At 39.0% G+C, this 16,991-nt stretch carries 16 protein-coding genes; 11 read left to right on the top strand and 5 right to left on the bottom strand.

The genetic code is table 11. The features are described 5' to 3' along the window. Nucleotides 1-701: 701 nt before the first annotated feature. The 3 genes from G4Y78_RS30780 to cheD are packed head-to-tail and all read left to right on the top strand — an operon-like array spanning nucleotide 702 to nucleotide 2,193. Complete coding sequence (locus G4Y78_RS30780; protein WP_222937660.1) at nucleotides 702-998, top strand: hypothetical protein; 297 nt, start codon at nucleotides 702-704, stop codon at nucleotides 996-998. Nucleotides 999-1,010: 12 nt separating this feature from the next. Next, the gene (locus G4Y78_RS30775) at nucleotides 1,011-1,547 is read left to right on the top strand and encodes a CheR family methyltransferase (RefSeq protein ID WP_222937726.1); all 537 of its coding nucleotides are present in this window, start codon (nucleotides 1,011-1,013) and stop codon (nucleotides 1,545-1,547) included. Between the two features lie 10 nt (nucleotides 1,548-1,557). Further along, nucleotides 1,558-2,193 (top strand): chemoreceptor glutamine deamidase CheD, encoded by a 636-nt coding sequence (gene cheD / locus G4Y78_RS07785; protein WP_163832493.1) that lies wholly within the window; start codon nucleotides 1,558-1,560, stop codon nucleotides 2,191-2,193. Here cheD and G4Y78_RS31515 read toward each other — a convergent pair. Next, nucleotides 2,190-2,837, bottom strand: a complete 648-nt coding sequence (locus tag G4Y78_RS31515) for a CatB-related O-acetyltransferase (RefSeq protein ID WP_408022093.1) — start codon at nucleotides 2,835-2,837, stop codon at nucleotides 2,190-2,192. The genes cheD and G4Y78_RS31515 overlap by 4 nt on opposite strands. A 129-nt stretch (nucleotides 2,838-2,966) precedes the next feature. Here G4Y78_RS31515 and G4Y78_RS07775 point away from each other — a divergent pair, with 129 nt between their 5' ends. The 7 genes from G4Y78_RS07775 (at nucleotide 2,967) to G4Y78_RS07745 (ending at nucleotide 11,098) form a co-directional block, all read left to right on the top strand. Beyond that, entirely contained in the window at nucleotides 2,967-3,833 is an 867-nt protein-coding gene (locus tag G4Y78_RS07775; RefSeq protein ID WP_163832491.1) for a DMT family transporter, read from the top strand. Between the two features lie 348 nt (nucleotides 3,834-4,181). Then, nucleotides 4,182-4,556: a DUF2750 domain-containing protein gene (locus G4Y78_RS07770; protein WP_163832490.1), complete on the top strand. Its 375-nt coding sequence runs from the start codon at nucleotides 4,182-4,184 to the stop codon at nucleotides 4,554-4,556. Nucleotides 4,557-4,920: 364 nt separating this feature from the next. Further along, the gene (locus G4Y78_RS07765) at nucleotides 4,921-5,412 is read left to right on the top strand and encodes a formate dehydrogenase subunit gamma (protein ID WP_163832489.1); all 492 of its coding nucleotides are present in this window, start codon (nucleotides 4,921-4,923) and stop codon (nucleotides 5,410-5,412) included. Further along, complete coding sequence (locus G4Y78_RS07760; RefSeq protein ID WP_163832488.1) at nucleotides 5,409-7,022, top strand: formate dehydrogenase beta subunit; 1,614 nt, start codon at nucleotides 5,409-5,411, stop codon at nucleotides 7,020-7,022. The genes G4Y78_RS07765 and G4Y78_RS07760 overlap by 4 nt, the downstream gene beginning before the upstream one ends. Before the next feature lie 2 nt (nucleotides 7,023-7,024). Continuing rightward, nucleotides 7,025-9,868 carry a formate dehydrogenase subunit alpha gene (gene fdhF, locus G4Y78_RS07755; protein WP_163832487.1) on the top strand — a complete coding sequence of 948 codons (2,844 nt, stop codon included), beginning with the start codon at nucleotides 7,025-7,027 and terminating at the stop codon, nucleotides 9,866-9,868. 27 nt (nucleotides 9,869-9,895) lie between these two features. Further along, the gene (fdhD, locus tag G4Y78_RS07750) at nucleotides 9,896-10,807 is read left to right on the top strand and encodes a formate dehydrogenase accessory sulfurtransferase FdhD (protein ID WP_230425711.1); all 912 of its coding nucleotides are present in this window, start codon (nucleotides 9,896-9,898) and stop codon (nucleotides 10,805-10,807) included. A 60-nt stretch (nucleotides 10,808-10,867) separates the two neighbouring features. Beyond that, complete coding sequence (locus G4Y78_RS07745) at nucleotides 10,868-11,098, top strand: formate dehydrogenase subunit delta (RefSeq protein WP_163832486.1); 231 nt, start codon at nucleotides 10,868-10,870, stop codon at nucleotides 11,096-11,098. Between the two features lie 244 nt (nucleotides 11,099-11,342). Here the strand turns inward: G4Y78_RS07745 and G4Y78_RS30770 are convergent, their stop codons facing one another. Next, a complete protein-coding gene (locus G4Y78_RS30770) occupies nucleotides 11,343-11,504 on the bottom strand; it encodes an RNA polymerase sigma factor (protein WP_222937659.1) in 162 nt (53 codons plus the stop codon). A 545-nt stretch (nucleotides 11,505-12,049) separates the two neighbouring features. Between G4Y78_RS30770 and G4Y78_RS07740 the strand changes: the two genes are divergently transcribed. Continuing rightward, nucleotides 12,050-13,093, top strand: a complete 1,044-nt coding sequence (locus tag G4Y78_RS07740) for a lipid A deacylase LpxR family protein (RefSeq protein WP_163832485.1) — start codon at nucleotides 12,050-12,052, stop codon at nucleotides 13,091-13,093. 55 nt (nucleotides 13,094-13,148) lie between these two features. Here G4Y78_RS07740 and G4Y78_RS07735 read toward each other — a convergent pair whose 3' ends face one another. The 3 genes from G4Y78_RS07735 to G4Y78_RS07725 all read right to left on the bottom strand — a co-directional run bounded on the left by G4Y78_RS07735 (nucleotide 13,149) and on the right by G4Y78_RS07725 (nucleotide 16,195). Further along, a complete protein-coding gene (locus G4Y78_RS07735) occupies nucleotides 13,149-13,889 on the bottom strand; it encodes a substrate-binding periplasmic protein (RefSeq protein ID WP_163832484.1) in 741 nt (246 codons plus the stop codon). A 93-nt stretch (nucleotides 13,890-13,982) separates the two neighbouring features. Next, nucleotides 13,983-15,128, bottom strand: a complete 1,146-nt coding sequence (locus tag G4Y78_RS07730; protein ID WP_163830996.1) for an IS4 family transposase — start codon at nucleotides 15,126-15,128, stop codon at nucleotides 13,983-13,985. 197 nt (nucleotides 15,129-15,325) lie between these two features. Further along, on the bottom strand, nucleotides 15,326-16,195 hold the full coding sequence (locus G4Y78_RS07725; RefSeq protein ID WP_163832483.1) for a PEP-CTERM sorting domain-containing protein: 870 nt from the start codon (nucleotides 16,193-16,195) through the stop codon (nucleotides 15,326-15,328). Between the last annotated feature and the right edge of the window lie 796 nt (nucleotides 16,196-16,991).

The raw sequence follows: 16,991 nt of genomic DNA, 5'->3' as shown, positions 1-16,991 counted from the left end.
TCGACAATTAGTAAATTGATTTATTCAATATTATTTAAAAAAATATGTATTGCTCAACATCAATAGCAAACATTTACTTTTGGCCTTGGTTATGACAATCCTATAAAACAACAAAAGAAAATTTTCTTTTTTAGGAAAAACCACAAACAAATATATCAATTAAGTTGTTAATTTCCTGATATTTAACTAAAAAATATCGTATATTAGCTATTAAGCTAAGCTTTGACACAAATTAAATGACTATTTATCATAAATTGGTTTTATGTTGATTTAATAAGCTATTGTTACACTATTGTGATCAATCGTCATTAACTGTGCAACTCTACAACCTATTAAATATACCCAAGTGAGGAAGCCTTTAAGTGACGACACCCCCATAACCCTATAGATAATAGGCAGACAGGGTGACAGTTAAATGATCCTCGGCAATTGCCCCGCATTGCGCTAATATATGACATCCATGTCATAATACTTTTAACTGCATTCTCATTATCCTTGGTAATCAGAAATGAAGATAACAAAGCCTAAGAATCATTCTTGAATGGGTATACCCCACTTATAATATCTGACTAATATTCATACCTATAAATATACTGTCATAAAGATACTACACTACATGCTATATCTTAACTTTATAACCTATACTCAAAAAACCTAGATATAATGCCCTATCATCGCCATTGTTATTACGTTGCAACAACATGACAATTAACACTAAAAATGATTATTTAAGCCGCGAATTTCCTATGAGCGATAATGACTTCGCTTTCATTCAGACAATCGCTTATAATATTACTGGGATTAAATTGCGTGAGCATAAAAGAGACATGATTTATGGTCGTCTTGTTCGACGTTTACGCTCCCTAAAGTTACAAACATTTTCGCAATACTGTGACTTACTTAAGAAAGAAAACAATACAGAGCATAAAGAGTTTGTCAACGCCATTACCACTAATTTAACTTCTTTTTTCCGTGAGCCACATCATTTTGAATTTTAAAAAAAAACAGCAATTCCTGAAGTCATTCGTCAACACCAGCATGACAAGCGAGTTCGTATCTGGTCTGCAGGGTGCTCCACCGGTGAGGAACCATACTCCATTGCTATCATTATGCGAGAAATGATCAACCCTAACTGGAATACTAAACTTTTAGCTTCGGATTTAGATTCAAATGTACTTAATCATGCTAAATCAGGTATTTACCGGAAAGACCAACTTAAAACGGTTAGCGAACCAAGGTTGAAAAAGTGGTTCTGTGATAGAACTAATGATAACCAAGTAAAAGTGAAAGATTCTTTAAAAAAAATAATAACATTTAACCAATTAAACCTACTTCACGAATGGCCAATGCGTGGCAAATTCGACATTATATTTTGCCGTAATGTCATGATTTATTTTGATCAGGAAATCCGCAAAAGGCTAATTAATCGATATGCAAAAATACTACAATCTAATGGTTACCTTTTTATTGGACACTCTGAAAATTTACATAACAATAATAGGTACTTTAAACCATTAGGCCGCACTATATACCAACAGATCAACTAGAGATAGTAGTATGAATATGCAGCCTCAATTACCTAATCCTTTAATAGGGTTTGAAAATATTAACCGATATTGGGACAAACGCTGGAATATCCCAACAGCAAAAATATTACCCGGACAATTTTATGTTAGCACGCATGGTGAAATGATTTGTACAGTACTTGGTTCTTGTATTTCTGCCTGTATACGGGATATAAATATCAAAGTTGGAGGTATGAATCATTTTATGCTACCGTCACCAGGTGATTTAAGTGGTGAAACATCCAATGCGACTGAGACTAACTCATCAATGCGTTATGGTAATTGGGCAATGGAATATTTAATTAATGAAATTCTCAAGCATGGTGGCAGTAAACGAAATTTGGAGATTAAGCTTTTTGGTGGTGGACAAGTTTTGCAAAATATGACCAATATTGGTAAACGCAATATAGACTTTGTTAAAAGTTATCTCAGCAATGAAAATCTCCAAGTCATTGCTGAAGATTTGGGGGATATATATCCGAGAAAAGTCTTGTATTTTTCAGACTCTGGCTCTGTCAAAATGAAAAAGCTGCGCTCCTTACACAACAATACTATTCAACAGCGTGAAGCTGAGTATATTCAATCAATAAACTGTAAACCTACACAAGGTGATGTAGAACTGTTTTAACCCTCTATACTTTTCTCTTTCTCATAAGCTATCAAAGCAGATTCAAGTTGCTCAATATTATCAGCACATATCCATTGCTGCACTGCATTAAATTTTTCTTCAGGCCAGTCATAAATTTTTAAGGCTAACAGGCGTTCGATAATAACTTGAGGAAAGCGCATCTTAATGACTTTAGCTGGGTTGCCTGCCACTATAGAGTATGGAGATACATCTTTTGTCACCACTGCATTAGATGCAATAACAGCCCCTTCACTAATTTTCACACCAGGCATAATCATAGCACGCATGCCAATCCATACACCATCAGCTATTTTTGTATCACCTTTTCCTTGGTAAGCATCAATAATATTGTCACCAAAAGGATACAGGCTAAACCAATCCACTCTATGGGTATGATTTCCTCCCATCAAGATAACCGCTTCTGCACCAATACAAACATAGTCACCAATATATAGTTGATCATTTTTCCACTGAGGTTTCCAAGTAGCCCGACTATATGCATCACCGTACAAATAACGTACAGCAGACTCTTCAAAACCACCCGTCCAGGCGTCACTATAGTAACTGTGTGTTCCTTTAATATGAATATTTGGGTTTGTCACTGATTGGTGGAGATATTCAACTTTTGACCAGTGTTTTCCCATTGGTATTTTATTAGTCATAGAATTAACCCTTATTAATGTTTGTTAGCTTTTCAGGCAAAGCTATGTCTTAAACAGACATGCACTATACCTTTGTTTTCGTATAGAAAGCTTTTCATTTTAAGTGAGCTTATGAAAACCAGATCATGGCCATTAGGGGCCTTTTACATCTTATTTGCTGCAATCACATTTGCCTTTCAACCAGTGTTTGCTTCAGTAATATATACAACAGGAGCAAACCCGACAGGGCTCTTATGGATAAGATTTATAGGTGCAGCCGCCTGCTTACTAATGGTTCTTCACCTACAAAAAAAACCTATGAACAAGCTTTGCTGGCCAAGTATATGCCTTGGCTTTGTCTATGCTACAATTGCATTATGTTACTTCTCAGCCATGCAATACGCTTCAGCAAGTTTAGTGGCTATTCTACTATATCTATTTCCAGTTTTTGTAATAGTAATCGCTAGGTTTTTGTTCAAAGAACTACTAACAAAACTAAAAGTCACAGCTTTAGCCATTGCTCTTATAGGGGTGTTTTTTGCAGTAGGTAGAGTGCCAGAAGGAAGCCTATTAGGTATTTTACTAAGTTTAGCTGCTGCGCTTGGCTATGCAGTTTATATTATATTATCCAATCACTATTTAACCAACAAAGATGTTATCACTAGTACTACTTACATTTTTATCGGTGCAGCATTAACGTACACCATTACAGCCTTAATAACCAGCGAGGTTAAACTACCTCAACAAAGCAGTGGCTGGCTAGCAACAGCAGGTTTGATTATTTTTAGTACAGTCATTCCCATTCTTGCACTTAATTTAGGTAATATGATAATTGGCGCTTCAGATACTGCTATCCTATCTACGCTAGAACCTATAGTCACTATTATCCTTGCAGTATTAATCTTAAATGAAGAGCTGAACTTATATCGAGTGGCTGGAGGCCTTATGGTCGTAACAGCAGTGGTGATTATTAGTCGAGAGAAATTAGCAACTATGTAACCCTCCGTCAGCCCGACAACCATACACCCAATATATGAATATTTTTCATAATATTTATGTATTGCCTGAGACTACTATACCAATTTATAGTGAACACACGACAGGTAATGTTATTAGCAAGTACTGTCGGCATTTAACAGCATTTATAGCAGCACTAATCATTCACTTCAACATTAGTTTTGCGTTGTTTAAAGCCAACTGACTAACCAAATCTGTTGTATTAACTCAATAGTTTCTTTGAGTTATTTTATTTCTATTAATCGGCTGTAAAGTGTTTCTATATATTAGTCCTCTAACTTTATGGGGCTGACATGCTCCATTTTTTAAATTGTATAAATGGGGTTATCTATGCGGTCTCCATTAACTGATGAGTTAAATAAAATAACAACCTTATCTCGCTTGAGACGATATCAATATTTCATGAAGGAGGTAGCGATCAATAAAGAAGTTTGGACTTTATACAAAGGCCATTGGGCTATAAACTATGCCAGCGGTTATCAATTATTTCCGCTTTGGCCAAATGAATCTTTTGCACTTGCTTGTGCTATTCAAAATTGGCAACAATTTAAACCTATTAAATTTAGCTTAGATATATTACTAACTGATGTAATTGAAATGCTTGACAAACACTTATTATTTCCATGTATTTTTGACACTCCCTTTGAGCAAGGCAGCGTTATTAATACACAATTATTAAAAGACGACTTACTCAATGTTCCATAAAAAACTGTTTAAATATAAAAATAAACTAAAATTCAGCCTAATATAGGTCGCCCATTATCTGTTATTTTTAAGTTTAACAACGATATTGTTCTAGTAATTGCTATTTTTATTTTAGGTCGTTTCAATTGGTATGTTTTTCATTATCACCCAATAAATGCAAATGATTATCAAATCAAACTATCACCAAACGTCAGGTTAAATAAACAAATCATAAGTGTCTTAATTAACTATTGTCATGTCTTAAACGGCTATGCAGGTTTGCATAGTTGCCGTTTACCCTTCCAAGATTGAAAAACAATAACAAACCCTTGAGTATCAATGGGTATGCACCAATGAACGTGGTTTAACCAAGGTGAGGAACAGAATGCAGGGTAACTCTAGCTGGGACCGGCAATTAGTTGAAAAGTCGATTGACTCATTAAAAGACAAACCCGGTGCGTTGCTACCTATTTTGCATAGCATCCAGGATCAATTGGGCTATATTCCTTCCGATGCCGTGCCACTGATTGCTGACAAGCTTAATCTATCTCAGGCGGATGTCCATGGAGTGATTAGCTTTTATCACCACTTCCGATCCAAGCCTTGTGGCGAGTATGTTATTCAGGTTTGTCGTGCTGAAGCCTGCCAGGCCATGGGTAGCCGACAACTAGAACAAACCATCAAGCAAACCCTAGGTATTAATTATCACCAAACCACACTAGATGGCGTTTTCACACTAGAGCCAGTTTATTGCCTGGGTAACTGTGCTTGCTCTCCATCAGTCAGGGTGAATAATGATATCCATGGCCGAATGACAGCCACTAAGTTCAACCAGTTAGTTGATAAAATGCAAACCGTTGCTGTGGAGGTCCAATGACCACATTAACTCAAACAACTACAGCAACTTCGCAACCAACTGGTCAGCCCTCCTCTATTAGAGTATTTGTGCCCTGTGACTCTACTGCAGTTTCTGTTGGTGCCGATCAGGTAGCTGCAACTATTCAAGCACAAGCTGAGGAATATCAATCTAATTTTCAGTTAATACGTAATGGTTCCAGAGGGTTATTTTGGCTAGAACCTTTAGTTGAAGTGGAAACCGCTGATGGCCGAGTAGCCTATGGCCCAGTTCAACCAGAAGATGTTACTTCATTATTTGAGTGCAATTTTTTATCAGGTGATCCACAACACCCTTTGTATTTAGGCTTAACTGAAAAAATTCCTTATCTATCAAAACAGCAGCGATTAACCTTTCAGCGCGCAGGCATAATCAAACCCGCCTCCATTGAAGATTATACAGCTCATCAAGGCTATATCGGTTTAAAAAAAGCTTTGGAAGTTGGCCCACAAGCCATTGTTGATGAGGTAAAACAGTCAGGTTTACGTGGGCGTGGCGGTGCTGCCTTCCCTACAGGCATTAAATGGCAAACGGTATTAGACACCCCCGCTGAGCAAAAATATATTGTCTGTAATGCTGATGAGGGTGATTCTGGCAGCTTTGCAGACCGACTAATCATGGAAGCAGATCCATTTTCATTAATCGAAGGGATGACCATTGCTGGTATCGCCGCAGGGGCAAGCCAAGGCTATATCTATTTACGTTCAGAATACCCCCATGCCAACCAAATGTTGAATAAAGCAATAGCTGTGGCCTATCAACACGGCTATCTTGGAAGCAATATTTTAGGCAGTGATTTCAGCTTTGATTTAGAAGTACGCTTAGGCGCAGGTGCCTATATTTGTGGTGAAGAAACCTCGCTACTGGAAAGCTTAGAAGGCAAGCGTGGTTTAGTCAGAGCCAAGCCCCCTATTCCTGCTATTGAAGGTTTATTTGGCCAACCCACTATTGTTAACAACGTGTTATCCCTCGCGACTGTGCCTATTATTTTAGAAAAGGGGGCAGCTTATTATGAGCATTTCGGTATGGGCCGCTCTCGCGGTACGCTAGCTTTTCAATTAGCAGGCAATATCAAGCAAGGTGGCCTGATAGAGCTAGCTTTCGGCATCAGTTTACGTGAGTTACTGGAAGAGTACGGTGCTGGCACATTAACTGGTCGCCCGATAAAAGCCGTACAAGTAGGTGGACCATTAGGTGCCTATTTGCCTGAGCATCAATGGGATACCCCTTTAGATTACGAAGCTTTTATGGAAATTGATGCAATGGTAGGTCATGGTGGCATTGTCGCATTCGATGACACAGTTGATATGCTAGAACAAGCCCGTTTTGCCATGGAATTTTGTGTAGAGGAATCCTGCGGCAAGTGTACACCTTGCCGAATAGGCTCCACCCGTGGTGTAGAAGTCATCGATAAAATTCGTGCAGGTGACAATACCCAGGCCAATGCCGTATTACTGACAGACTTATGCGATACCATGACCCATGCCTCACTCTGTGCCATGGGTGGAATGACCCCTTACCCAGTAATGAGCGCGCTTAATCATTTCCCCGACGATTTTCAGCCGACTAATACCAAAACGGGAGGCTGCTGAACATGTTAGAATATTTTGATCCCAATAAAGATTATGGCACTCCCCCCAAGCTATCCGAAAAACGAGTTAGTTTGGTGGTAGATGGCGTTTCTGTTACCGTACCTGAAGGCACATCCATACTAAGAGCAGCTGCTGAAGTTGATATTAATATCCCAAAATTATGTGCTACCGATTCACTGGAAGCATTCGGCTCTTGCCGTTTATGCGCTGTGGAAATTGAAGGCCGTCGTGGTTACCCAGCCTCTTGTACAACACCTGTAGCCGAAGGTATGGTGGTTAACACCCAAACGCAAAAGCTCGCTAAATTACGCCGTAACGTGATGGAGCTGTATATCTCTGATCATCCCCTCGACTGCCTCACTTGTCCCAGTAATGGTGACTGTGAATTACAGGATATGGCAGGGGATGTTGGATTACGAGAAGTGCGTTACGGGTTTGATGGCGATAATCACTTAGCTGCCGAAAAGGACACTTCTAACCCTTATTTCACCTTTGATCCCAGCAAATGTATTGTCTGCTCTCGTTGTGTCAGAGCTTGTAGCGAAGTGCAAGGTACTTTTGCCCTAACTATTCAAGGCCGCGGCTTTGAATCAAAAGTCTCACCTGGGCAAAACCAGGCCTTTATGGATTCAGAATGTGTCTCCTGCGGCGCTTGTGTGCAAGCCTGTCCCACTGCTACCTTAATGGACAACAGTGTTATTGAGCATGGTCAGCCAGAACACAGTGTAGTGACAACCTGTGCCTATTGTGGTGTCGGCTGCAGCTTTAAAGCCGAAATGAAAGGTACCCAAGTTATCCGGATGATGCCGTATAAGGGGGGCCAAGCCAACCAGGGGCACTCTTGTGTTAAAGGTCGTTTTGCCTTTGGTTATGCTACCCATAAAGACCGCATAACTACCCCAATGATTCGCGAGTCAATCGACCAGCCATGGCAGCAGGTCAGCTGGGAAGAGGCACTGCAATTTGCAGCTGACAAACTGTCTTCCATTCAACATACATACGGTCGCGGTAGTATAGGGGCCATCACCTCCTCTCGTTGTACTAACGAAGAAACCTTCTTAGTCCAGAAGTTAGTGCGTGCCGTATTTGGCAACAACAATGTGGATACCTGTGCCCGGGTTTGTCACTCCCCAACTGGTTATGGGTTAAAAATGACCTTAGGGGAATCTGCCGGTACCCAAACCTTTGCTTCAGTTAAATATGCCGATGTTGTCATGGTAATTGGGGCTAACCCCACAGATGGCCACCCTGTATTTGGCTCGCAACTGAAAAAACGGTTAAGGGAAGGCGCAAAGTTAATTGTAGTGGACCCGCGTCAGATTGATTTGGTAAAAAGCCCCCATATCCAAGCAGCCCATCACCTAAAACTAAGGCCTGGCACAAATGTAGCGTTTATTAATGCAATGGCCCATATCATTTGCACAGAAGGACTACATAACCCATCGTTTATTGCTAAGCGCTGTGATACAGAGGCATTTAAACAGTGGCAAACATTTATTAGTAATGAGCGCCACTCACCAGAAAACACCCAGGATATTACCGGCATTCCCGCCGAAGAATTGCGTCAGGCTGCGCGGCTTTATGCAAAGGCCAATAATGGTGCGATTTATTATGGGTTAGGGGTTACCGAGCATAGCCAAGGCTCTACCATGGTAATGGGCATTGCCAACCTGGCAATGTTAACAGGTAATGTAGGCCGTGAAGGAGTGGGGGTTAACCCATTAAGAGGCCAAAACAACGTGCAGGGCTCCTGCGATATGGGCAGTTTCCCTCACGAATTACCCGGCTATCAACATGTATCAGATAATACAGTTAGACAACAGTTTGAGCAGGTCTGGGGGGTTACTCTCGATAATGAGCCGGGCTTACGCATCCCTAATATGTTTGACGCCTCAATTAATGGTGAATTTAAAGCCCTTTATTGCCAGGGAGAAGATATTGCTCAGTCTGACCCCAATACCCACCATGTAGAGGCTGCATTAAAAGGCTTAGAGTGTCTGATAGTGCAGGATATTTTCCTAAATGAAACCGCCAAGTTTGCCCATGTATTTTTACCCGGTGCATCTTTCTTAGAAAAAAACGGTACCTTCACTAATGCCGAGAGACGGATATCAAGGGTACGTAAAGTCATGCCACCTTTAGCGGGTAAAGAAGACTGGGAGGTCACTGTAGCATTAGCCAAAGCACTTGGTTATGAGATGCAGTATAACCACCCATCAGAAATAATGGATGAGATTGCCTCACTCACGCCAACTTTTACTGGTGTTAACTATGAAAAGCTCGACAAGCTGGGCAGCATTCAGTGGCCATGTAATGAGTCCGCGCCCACTGGTACTCCAATTATGCATACTGATGCCTTTGTGAGAGGTAAAGGCTGGTTCGCTATCACTGAATATGTGGCCACTGAAGAACGTGCTAGCCGGAAGTTTCCTTTATTGCTCACTACTGGTCGTATTCTTAGCCAATACAATGTTGGCGCACAAACCCGTCGCACAGAAAATGTCTCCTGGCACCAGGAAGACCTGTTAGAAATACATCCACATGATGCCGAAGATCGTGGTATTAATGAGGGTGACTGGGTAGGCATCAAAAGTCGTGCAGGTGAGACAGTATTACGTGCCAAAATCACTCAGCGCGTTCAACCTGGTGTGGTGTACACTACTTTCCACCATCCAGCCAGTGGTGCCAATGTAGTAACCACAGATAACTCAGACTGGGCCACCAACTGCCCAGAGTATAAGGTAACTGCGGTGCAAGTTAGCAAAGTAGCCAAGCCATCTAACTGGCAGCAGCAGTTTCAACGTTTTACTGAACAACAACTGGAGTTTTTACCAACAAATTCATAAAAGTAAGGCTTTAAGTGGTGTTTTAATTTGAGCAACTTGAATAATAAATTATCTGTTGTAAGTTTGAGCAAAGTCAACAAAGCCTTGGAAAGCCAATGGCAAGATGATTTTTCACTGGATAGCAGTTTGATAAACAGTGAGCTAACAGACTACACTCTCAGCCACCAGACAATGGAAATTACTGAGTGGCAGCAGGGCTGTATACAACAGTTTGAAGATGAAGTTGCGGCGGAAATCCCCATTGCCATGAGCTACAATGGGATATCTCATGCAGTAATGATGGTAACACCACAAGATTTAGAAGATTTTGCTTTAGGCTTTAGCCTGTCTGAAGGGATTGCAGACAAAGTTGAAGCTATATACGACATTAACATTATTAACCACTCACAGGGACTTGAAGTGGCGATAAACCTTGCCTCACAATGCTTTAACCAATTAAAGCACAAACGTCGCCAACTTGCCGGCAGAACCAGTTGTGGGCTTTGCGGTGTTGAGTCACTAGACCAAGCTATACAGCAAGTTAAGCCTCTTACTCCCCAACCATTACCAACACATAATTCAATACAAGTTGGTTTAAATACTTTAGCCCAACATCAACATTTACGTACTTTAACAGGTGCTGTTCATGCCGCAGCCTGGTGTGACCTTACTGGAAACATACAGCTGGTGAAAGAGGATGTTGGTCGACATAATGCTTTAGATAAGTTATTAGGTGCACTAGCACGGTCCAGTATTAATACCACCACAGGTTTCGTACTTGTTTCTAGCCGTGCCAGTTATGAAATGGTTCACAAAGCTTGTCAGCTTGGTGTTTGTACGTTAGTTGCTGCCTCTGCTCCTACATATTTAGCCGTTCGTCAGGCAAAGTACGCAGGATTGAATTTAATTGCTTTCGCTCGCGGCAATCGGCATGTAATCTATAACCAAGCATATAAATAAAAATAACAACTACAAATTAAATTGCTAAATAATACTTAAATCAATTATGGAGCACTATCAATGAGTAACACTCATCTCGAAAAGCTAATTAATATGGCCAACCATATTGCTGCCAATTTGTCTCACCAGCATGCCCCAGAACAGGCAGCAGCTGCCGTGGCTAACCACATCAACCGGTTCTGGGCAAGACCAATGAAAGACCAAATCATTCAAGGTTTGCAAGAGCGTCAGTCAGAGCTTGAGCCCATAGCCTTAAAAGCAGTAAGACAACTGGCAGAACAAGTGAATTAACATCAAAAAGCAACTAATATAAAAGAAAACAGATCCATTTATGGTTGCAGTAACCCACTAGCTTGCTGTCCCAAGTCGCCTACATACTAAATGGAATTAAGGGCAGCAAGTTAGCCTGTTTAGTCCCTCCCCTTCCCACTTACTTGAAAGCAGTCACGCTACCGCAAGCTGCTTGAGTTTACTCAGCCCAAGCTGAATATGTTTTCTTACTGTAGGCTGGGCAGGGTTAAGCCGAAAGGCAATTTCAGGGTACCTCCCCTTCAATAAACCGATAGACAAGGACTGACTTTAAGTTTTCTGGTAACCTATTAAGACATTGCATAACTTGTTCATAGTTATCATTTTGAATAGTAAAATCTTCTAAATCCTCACTGCTATTGGTAACAAAGAGCAGCATGTCTGGCAAACATAATACCTGTTTAACTAATGTCGATTGGCGTTGATTGTTTCTATATAGGTCAATACATTAAAACTCAACCAAGGACGGATATTTTTAATATTACAGCTTATAACATTTTTTTGTGATTATGAGTTTATACTCTTCCCATAATTTCAAAAAAGTATTCAATGATAGACAAAAATTGAATTCACTTGCAGTTGCTACATACTTATTACTCACAATGAATACCATTTTTTTGGCATCAAATTATTCACGCAAATAAACACGACAACTTTAGTATTTTTCGAACAACATTCAATTATTTTTTATTCAAATACATAAGCTTAGCAACAAAATAAAGTAGCGATATATCACATTAACAGTCACTAGCACCACAAACATTATCTCACTGGATTATCTTACCAATAAGTGACGACTATACAAAAAATAGTTTATGTAACAGAAACATCCATATAATATCTATCGAATATAGTTTCTCATCTACTTATAGTATTTATATAACGAGCTTCTCTACTATACTAGTTAGGATTTTAACAACAGAAGATTTAAGTATGCCTTTCTGTAACATTAATAAAATATTACTGGTAACAGTCACTCTATATTTATGCTTTTTTTCAAAAAAAAATTATGCAGAGTCAGAAAAACTATGGACGGGCAACTTTTATTTTGAAAATGACTTATTTGCTGAAACAGATCAAAACTATACCAACGGCACCAGATTTTCTTTAGTTTCTCCTAATTTAAAAAGTTTCGAGGAAGATGAACAATTTCCTGACTGGTTTAGTTACATCAACCAGCAACTAACTTTCTTTCACCCTAAAATGAAAGTTAATCATAATATTGTATTATCTTTTGCCCAAGTCATGTATACCCCTGAAGATATAGCGCGAAAAGACCTAATCAACGATCAGCGTCCTTATGCAGGGTGGCTTTATTTTGGTGCCGCTTATCACGCTCGTTCAGAATATCAATTAGATACTATTGAACTGAATTTTGGTGTTGTTGGCCCACTTTCTTTTGCCCAAGAAACTCAAGACTTTATCCATGATTTAAGAGGATTTGACAAGTTTAATGGTTGGGATAATCAGTTAAAAAATGAACCAGGCTTTATTGCGCTTTATGAACATAAGCATAAATTTATTTCACAAACAGCTAATTATGGTATAGGTTACGACGCGGTATTACACGCTGGTGGTGCTTTAGGTAATGTATCAACCTATTTAAATGCTGGTTTTGAGGTTCGTGGTGGTTGGAAAATTCCTGATGACTTTGGCACTTCGTCAGTACGACCTGGAGGAGATAATAGTGCTCCAGGTAAAGGCTGGAAATTAACAGATGGATTCGGCATCCATCTATTTGCTTCCGTTGACTCTCGCCTGGTAGGTAGAGATATTTTTCTTGATGGCAATACCTTCAGAGATAGCCATTCTGTTGACAAAGAGCCATGGGTTGCGGATGCTTCTATTGGGCTCAGTGTTACTATAAAGAATGTAAAATTATCTTTTGCCAAAGTATTTCGCACTAGAGAGTTTAAAAAACAACCACACTCTCACAGCTATGGTTCTTTATCAGTATCTTTTTGGCAACTATTTTAATTGTTAGTTTAAAGCTTCACTAATCTAATAAAGCCCTTTGAACCAAAGGCTAGTATTATCTAATACTATTAAGAATTTCTTTATAACGTCCCTTTTCTTTCAACATACTTAGGCCTTTATTAAAGTCATTAACAATTTTTTTGGCTTTTTCCTCACCTAACTTCTTAGGGACTATCAAGTATGTAGGGCTTGTATTTAGTATTTTGGGATGATGTTTTATTTTAGCTGCTTTATCAGCTGGAAAGTTGGACTTTATGATTGAGTAGCCTACATTGATTTCAATTGGAAAAACCTCTATACGACCGGCTAATAGTTTCTTAATATTTTGCAAGTCACTCGTGATAGTACTTACTGAAAATACAGAGTTCTTAACTGCAGTATCAAATTCTTGGCCATAACTATATCCTGTTGTAATTCCTACTTTATATTTTTTTAAGTCAGCTAGTGTTTCCCAATTAAACACTGTTCCTTCTAAATACAGAAAGACAGTCTCATTATCTATGACAGGATCAGAGTAATAAAAATCTACTGTTCGATCATCATTCTTTGCCCAAATAGCACTGGCTTGATATTCAGCGTCTTTAGCAACTGAGTATGCTCTTTTCCAAGGAAAAAATTTAAATGTCACATCATGCCCTACATTACCAAATGACTCTTTAACAATTTGGAGGCCTATTCCATGGTTATTAGCTTTCGAGTCTGTGAAAGGTGGCCACTCTCCTGTAGATATAGAAATCGGTTCAGCTGAAGTTAAAACTGGTAAAAAAATTAGCCAGGTCAATAATATTTTATACATTTTAGTAGCCTAATGAAAGTAATTAGCTTATCTTACAGTTTAATTTACCGCTGATAATATTCAAATATATGTGCTATCACTGCTGTCCCACATTTACAGCATCCTCATTTGCTTATGATCATCTGTATTATTCGGTGGTGAGGGTGTAAATAATGCTTTAAGCTCTCTACGCTCAAACAAAGTGAGTTGCATGAGTCGAGCTATTTGAGTGATCGATAGTGTTATTCCATGAGAAAATTTTAGATAAGCGACGAGCAAATAAGCACACATGGCTACCCATATCTGGGTTAACACGGCATTTTTAGAGGTACCGACAAACGATTTTATCTTTAGGTTTTGCTTTATCCACTTAAAAAATAGCTCTATTTTCCAGCGTTCTTTGTAAATAGCTGCAATGGTGCTGGCTGCGAGCTTACTATTATTAGTTAAAAAGTAATATTGGTTGCCAGTCTCTGGGCATTTAAAACCGATACGACGTAAATGACCTTTATAAACAGCCCCTTGTTGGCTAGTCAACTGAATGTGCTGATCAGAAGTGACTGTACTGCTATTGTCGGTAGGCTGGCGCTTTAGTACACGGTATTTGGCTTGCTTTTTTAGTCGGGTTACAAAGAAGATTCCTTGCTCATTTAAAGTATTAAACCAGCGATAATCAGTGTAGCCACGGTCTACAGCAAGAATACTCCCCTTGGGGAGATCAAGGCTGCGTGCTATCTGTATTTCATGACATTTCCCTTCAGTAATACTCATAAATGCAGGCAAGTAGCCATTATGATCAAACCCAACATGTAACTTGATAGCACCTTTACTTTTTCGAAAATCTGCCCAAGGAAACATGGATAAACACAAGTCGATCACTGATGCATCAAGAGAATACAATGGATTTTTAAAACGAAACTTATGCCCTGGCCGATGATGATGACATTTATTTAATAACTTATAAAACAAGGCTTCATAAAGCGTAGCGGGTTGCTGTTCATTGACACGGGCCAAACTACTTCTGGTGATATTTCCAATACCATGGTGATAGCGTTTATGCTGCTGAATCGATAGGTGATCAATGATGTCACGCAAACTATTGCGACCTGAGAGTTGACCAAATAATAGCGCAACAAACTGCCCCCACCGAGTCATTTTACGTAGCCGTTGACCCGTATGATGCTGATTGGCTAGTGATTCAAACTCATGTCTAGAAAGCAACTGAAGTATTTGGTGCAAGATTGTGTTACGATGAGCCAAGGCTTAAATCCTCTGGTTTTGCAGTGTTTGGTTGCACTCTCATTGTAACAACTTATGGGGACTTAAGCCTTTTTTGTTTCAATCTTATGGGACAGCAGTGATGTGCTATCTACTTTCTACAAACTCTTAAATTCAACTTCACAAACAAAAAAGCGCAGCGTAAGCTGCGCTTTGAGTAGTTAACTTCTGCTTTGAAGCTAGCTTAACAATCTTCTCCTTGCTGCCATGCCTAACAACCCTAGTCCTAATATACCTAAGCTGGCAGGCTCAGGGACATACATCAACTGAGCAAAGGTATATAGAACTGTTTCTTCACCTTCCATTGTAATAAACATTTGATCCATTATAGCATTAGCAAAATCACCAGTAGGATCATTTATGGTATTAAAGATCGTCAGCATATAAGCTTCGCTATCAATAATCAGTTTAATTTGAATGGGTAGTGGAATATCTCCTAATAAAAATGCTGTGAATGCATCATCACATGGGTTTGGATCTCCATAGGGACATGGAGATGCATTATTGAGTGTTTCATCAAAGACGAAATTAAATAAGCTCAAGATAGAGTTGGGTATGTCTGCACCCGGCAACATTGCTGGTGTATCAGGGCTAGCCAATACCATTTCAGCTACTTCACCTAATGTAGGGCTACCAGGCAGTTCTTTATATCTTCCCTCACCAAGCGAGAACATACTACTTAAATTCAAACCACCAAATATTTGCCCACTAGCCAAAGTTGCTACTGGTGTTTGCAGCACCATATTGTTATGGGTAATAGTTGACAGTAATGCTGGGCTACCTGCAGTAGTAATATCCACTGATTTAATAGTATTTAGGGTTAAACTACTGGAAGTACCCCCTTCATCAGACCAGACTAACTCACTTTCAAAAGAAGCGCCTAAGTCTGTATTAGTAGCTACAATAGGAGCACCATCAGTGTCTAATACATTTTGAAAAATACCAGTGCTAGGAATTAAGTCAAAATGCAATAAAGATGCAGAAGCTGTGAAAGGTGCTAACAAAGTAGCTGAAAATAAAGCTGTTTTAGCAAAAGATTTCAAGTTCATTAGGGTTTCCCTCAAGGATATTAACGATAGCTTTTCAAGCCGCCTACGTGCATTCCTTATTGCATGTAGGGTACCAACCCTAAAAACTCGTGTTATTTCAACACATTATATTGATTTAATTCACAAGCATTACATTGCATGTAAAATATATAAACAAGATTTATAGTGATACAAAACAGTTGGTGGCTGTTTTATCAGTCTCACTACTTACTCTTGTTAGCACTGGAAGCTACTACACCAGACCAAGTGTTTTGACTAACAGTTACTTTTTAGTTATCAAGCAATGTATCTTGACTTTTCCTGCTGATGCTGCCAGGAAGTTATTCTCTTAAACTTCAAAAATCTCGCCCCAGAACCATCATGCTAAAAACTGCAACAATAATATAACATATTGGCGATTAATAATTTATCAGTGACAACTAAGATGGATGGATAGTTATTTGGTTTTCAGATATTTATTTTTTGAGAAAGTATAACTTAACCCAAGATATAGTTTTACCAATATCCTATTTTCCTTATATAAAAACAGGGTTTTAAAAATATGAACTAATAGCCTCATTAAATTAATGTATTGCCATTTTACTGATTTACTTTAGTCCAAAAACGCAATGGACGTTTATACGCTTTTCTATTTTCCTTGCTATTTTTAGCCATATCTGTTGAAGTAAGTTTAATATATTCGAGTTTAAAAAGTTTTATGACAGATAGATTACAGTAAACTTAGCTATAGATGATTCTGACAACAAACTAAAACATTATATAAAATTGTCATAAGTTATATTCTATTTTAAGTCTT

Source organism: Spartinivicinus ruber (assembly GCF_011009015.1).
In the GTDB taxonomy this organism is placed as follows: Bacteria; Pseudomonadota; Gammaproteobacteria; order Pseudomonadales; family Zooshikellaceae; genus Spartinivicinus; species Spartinivicinus ruber.
Note: the sequence above shows the minus strand (reverse complement) of the source record. Positions and strands in the feature narration are given on the sequence as shown.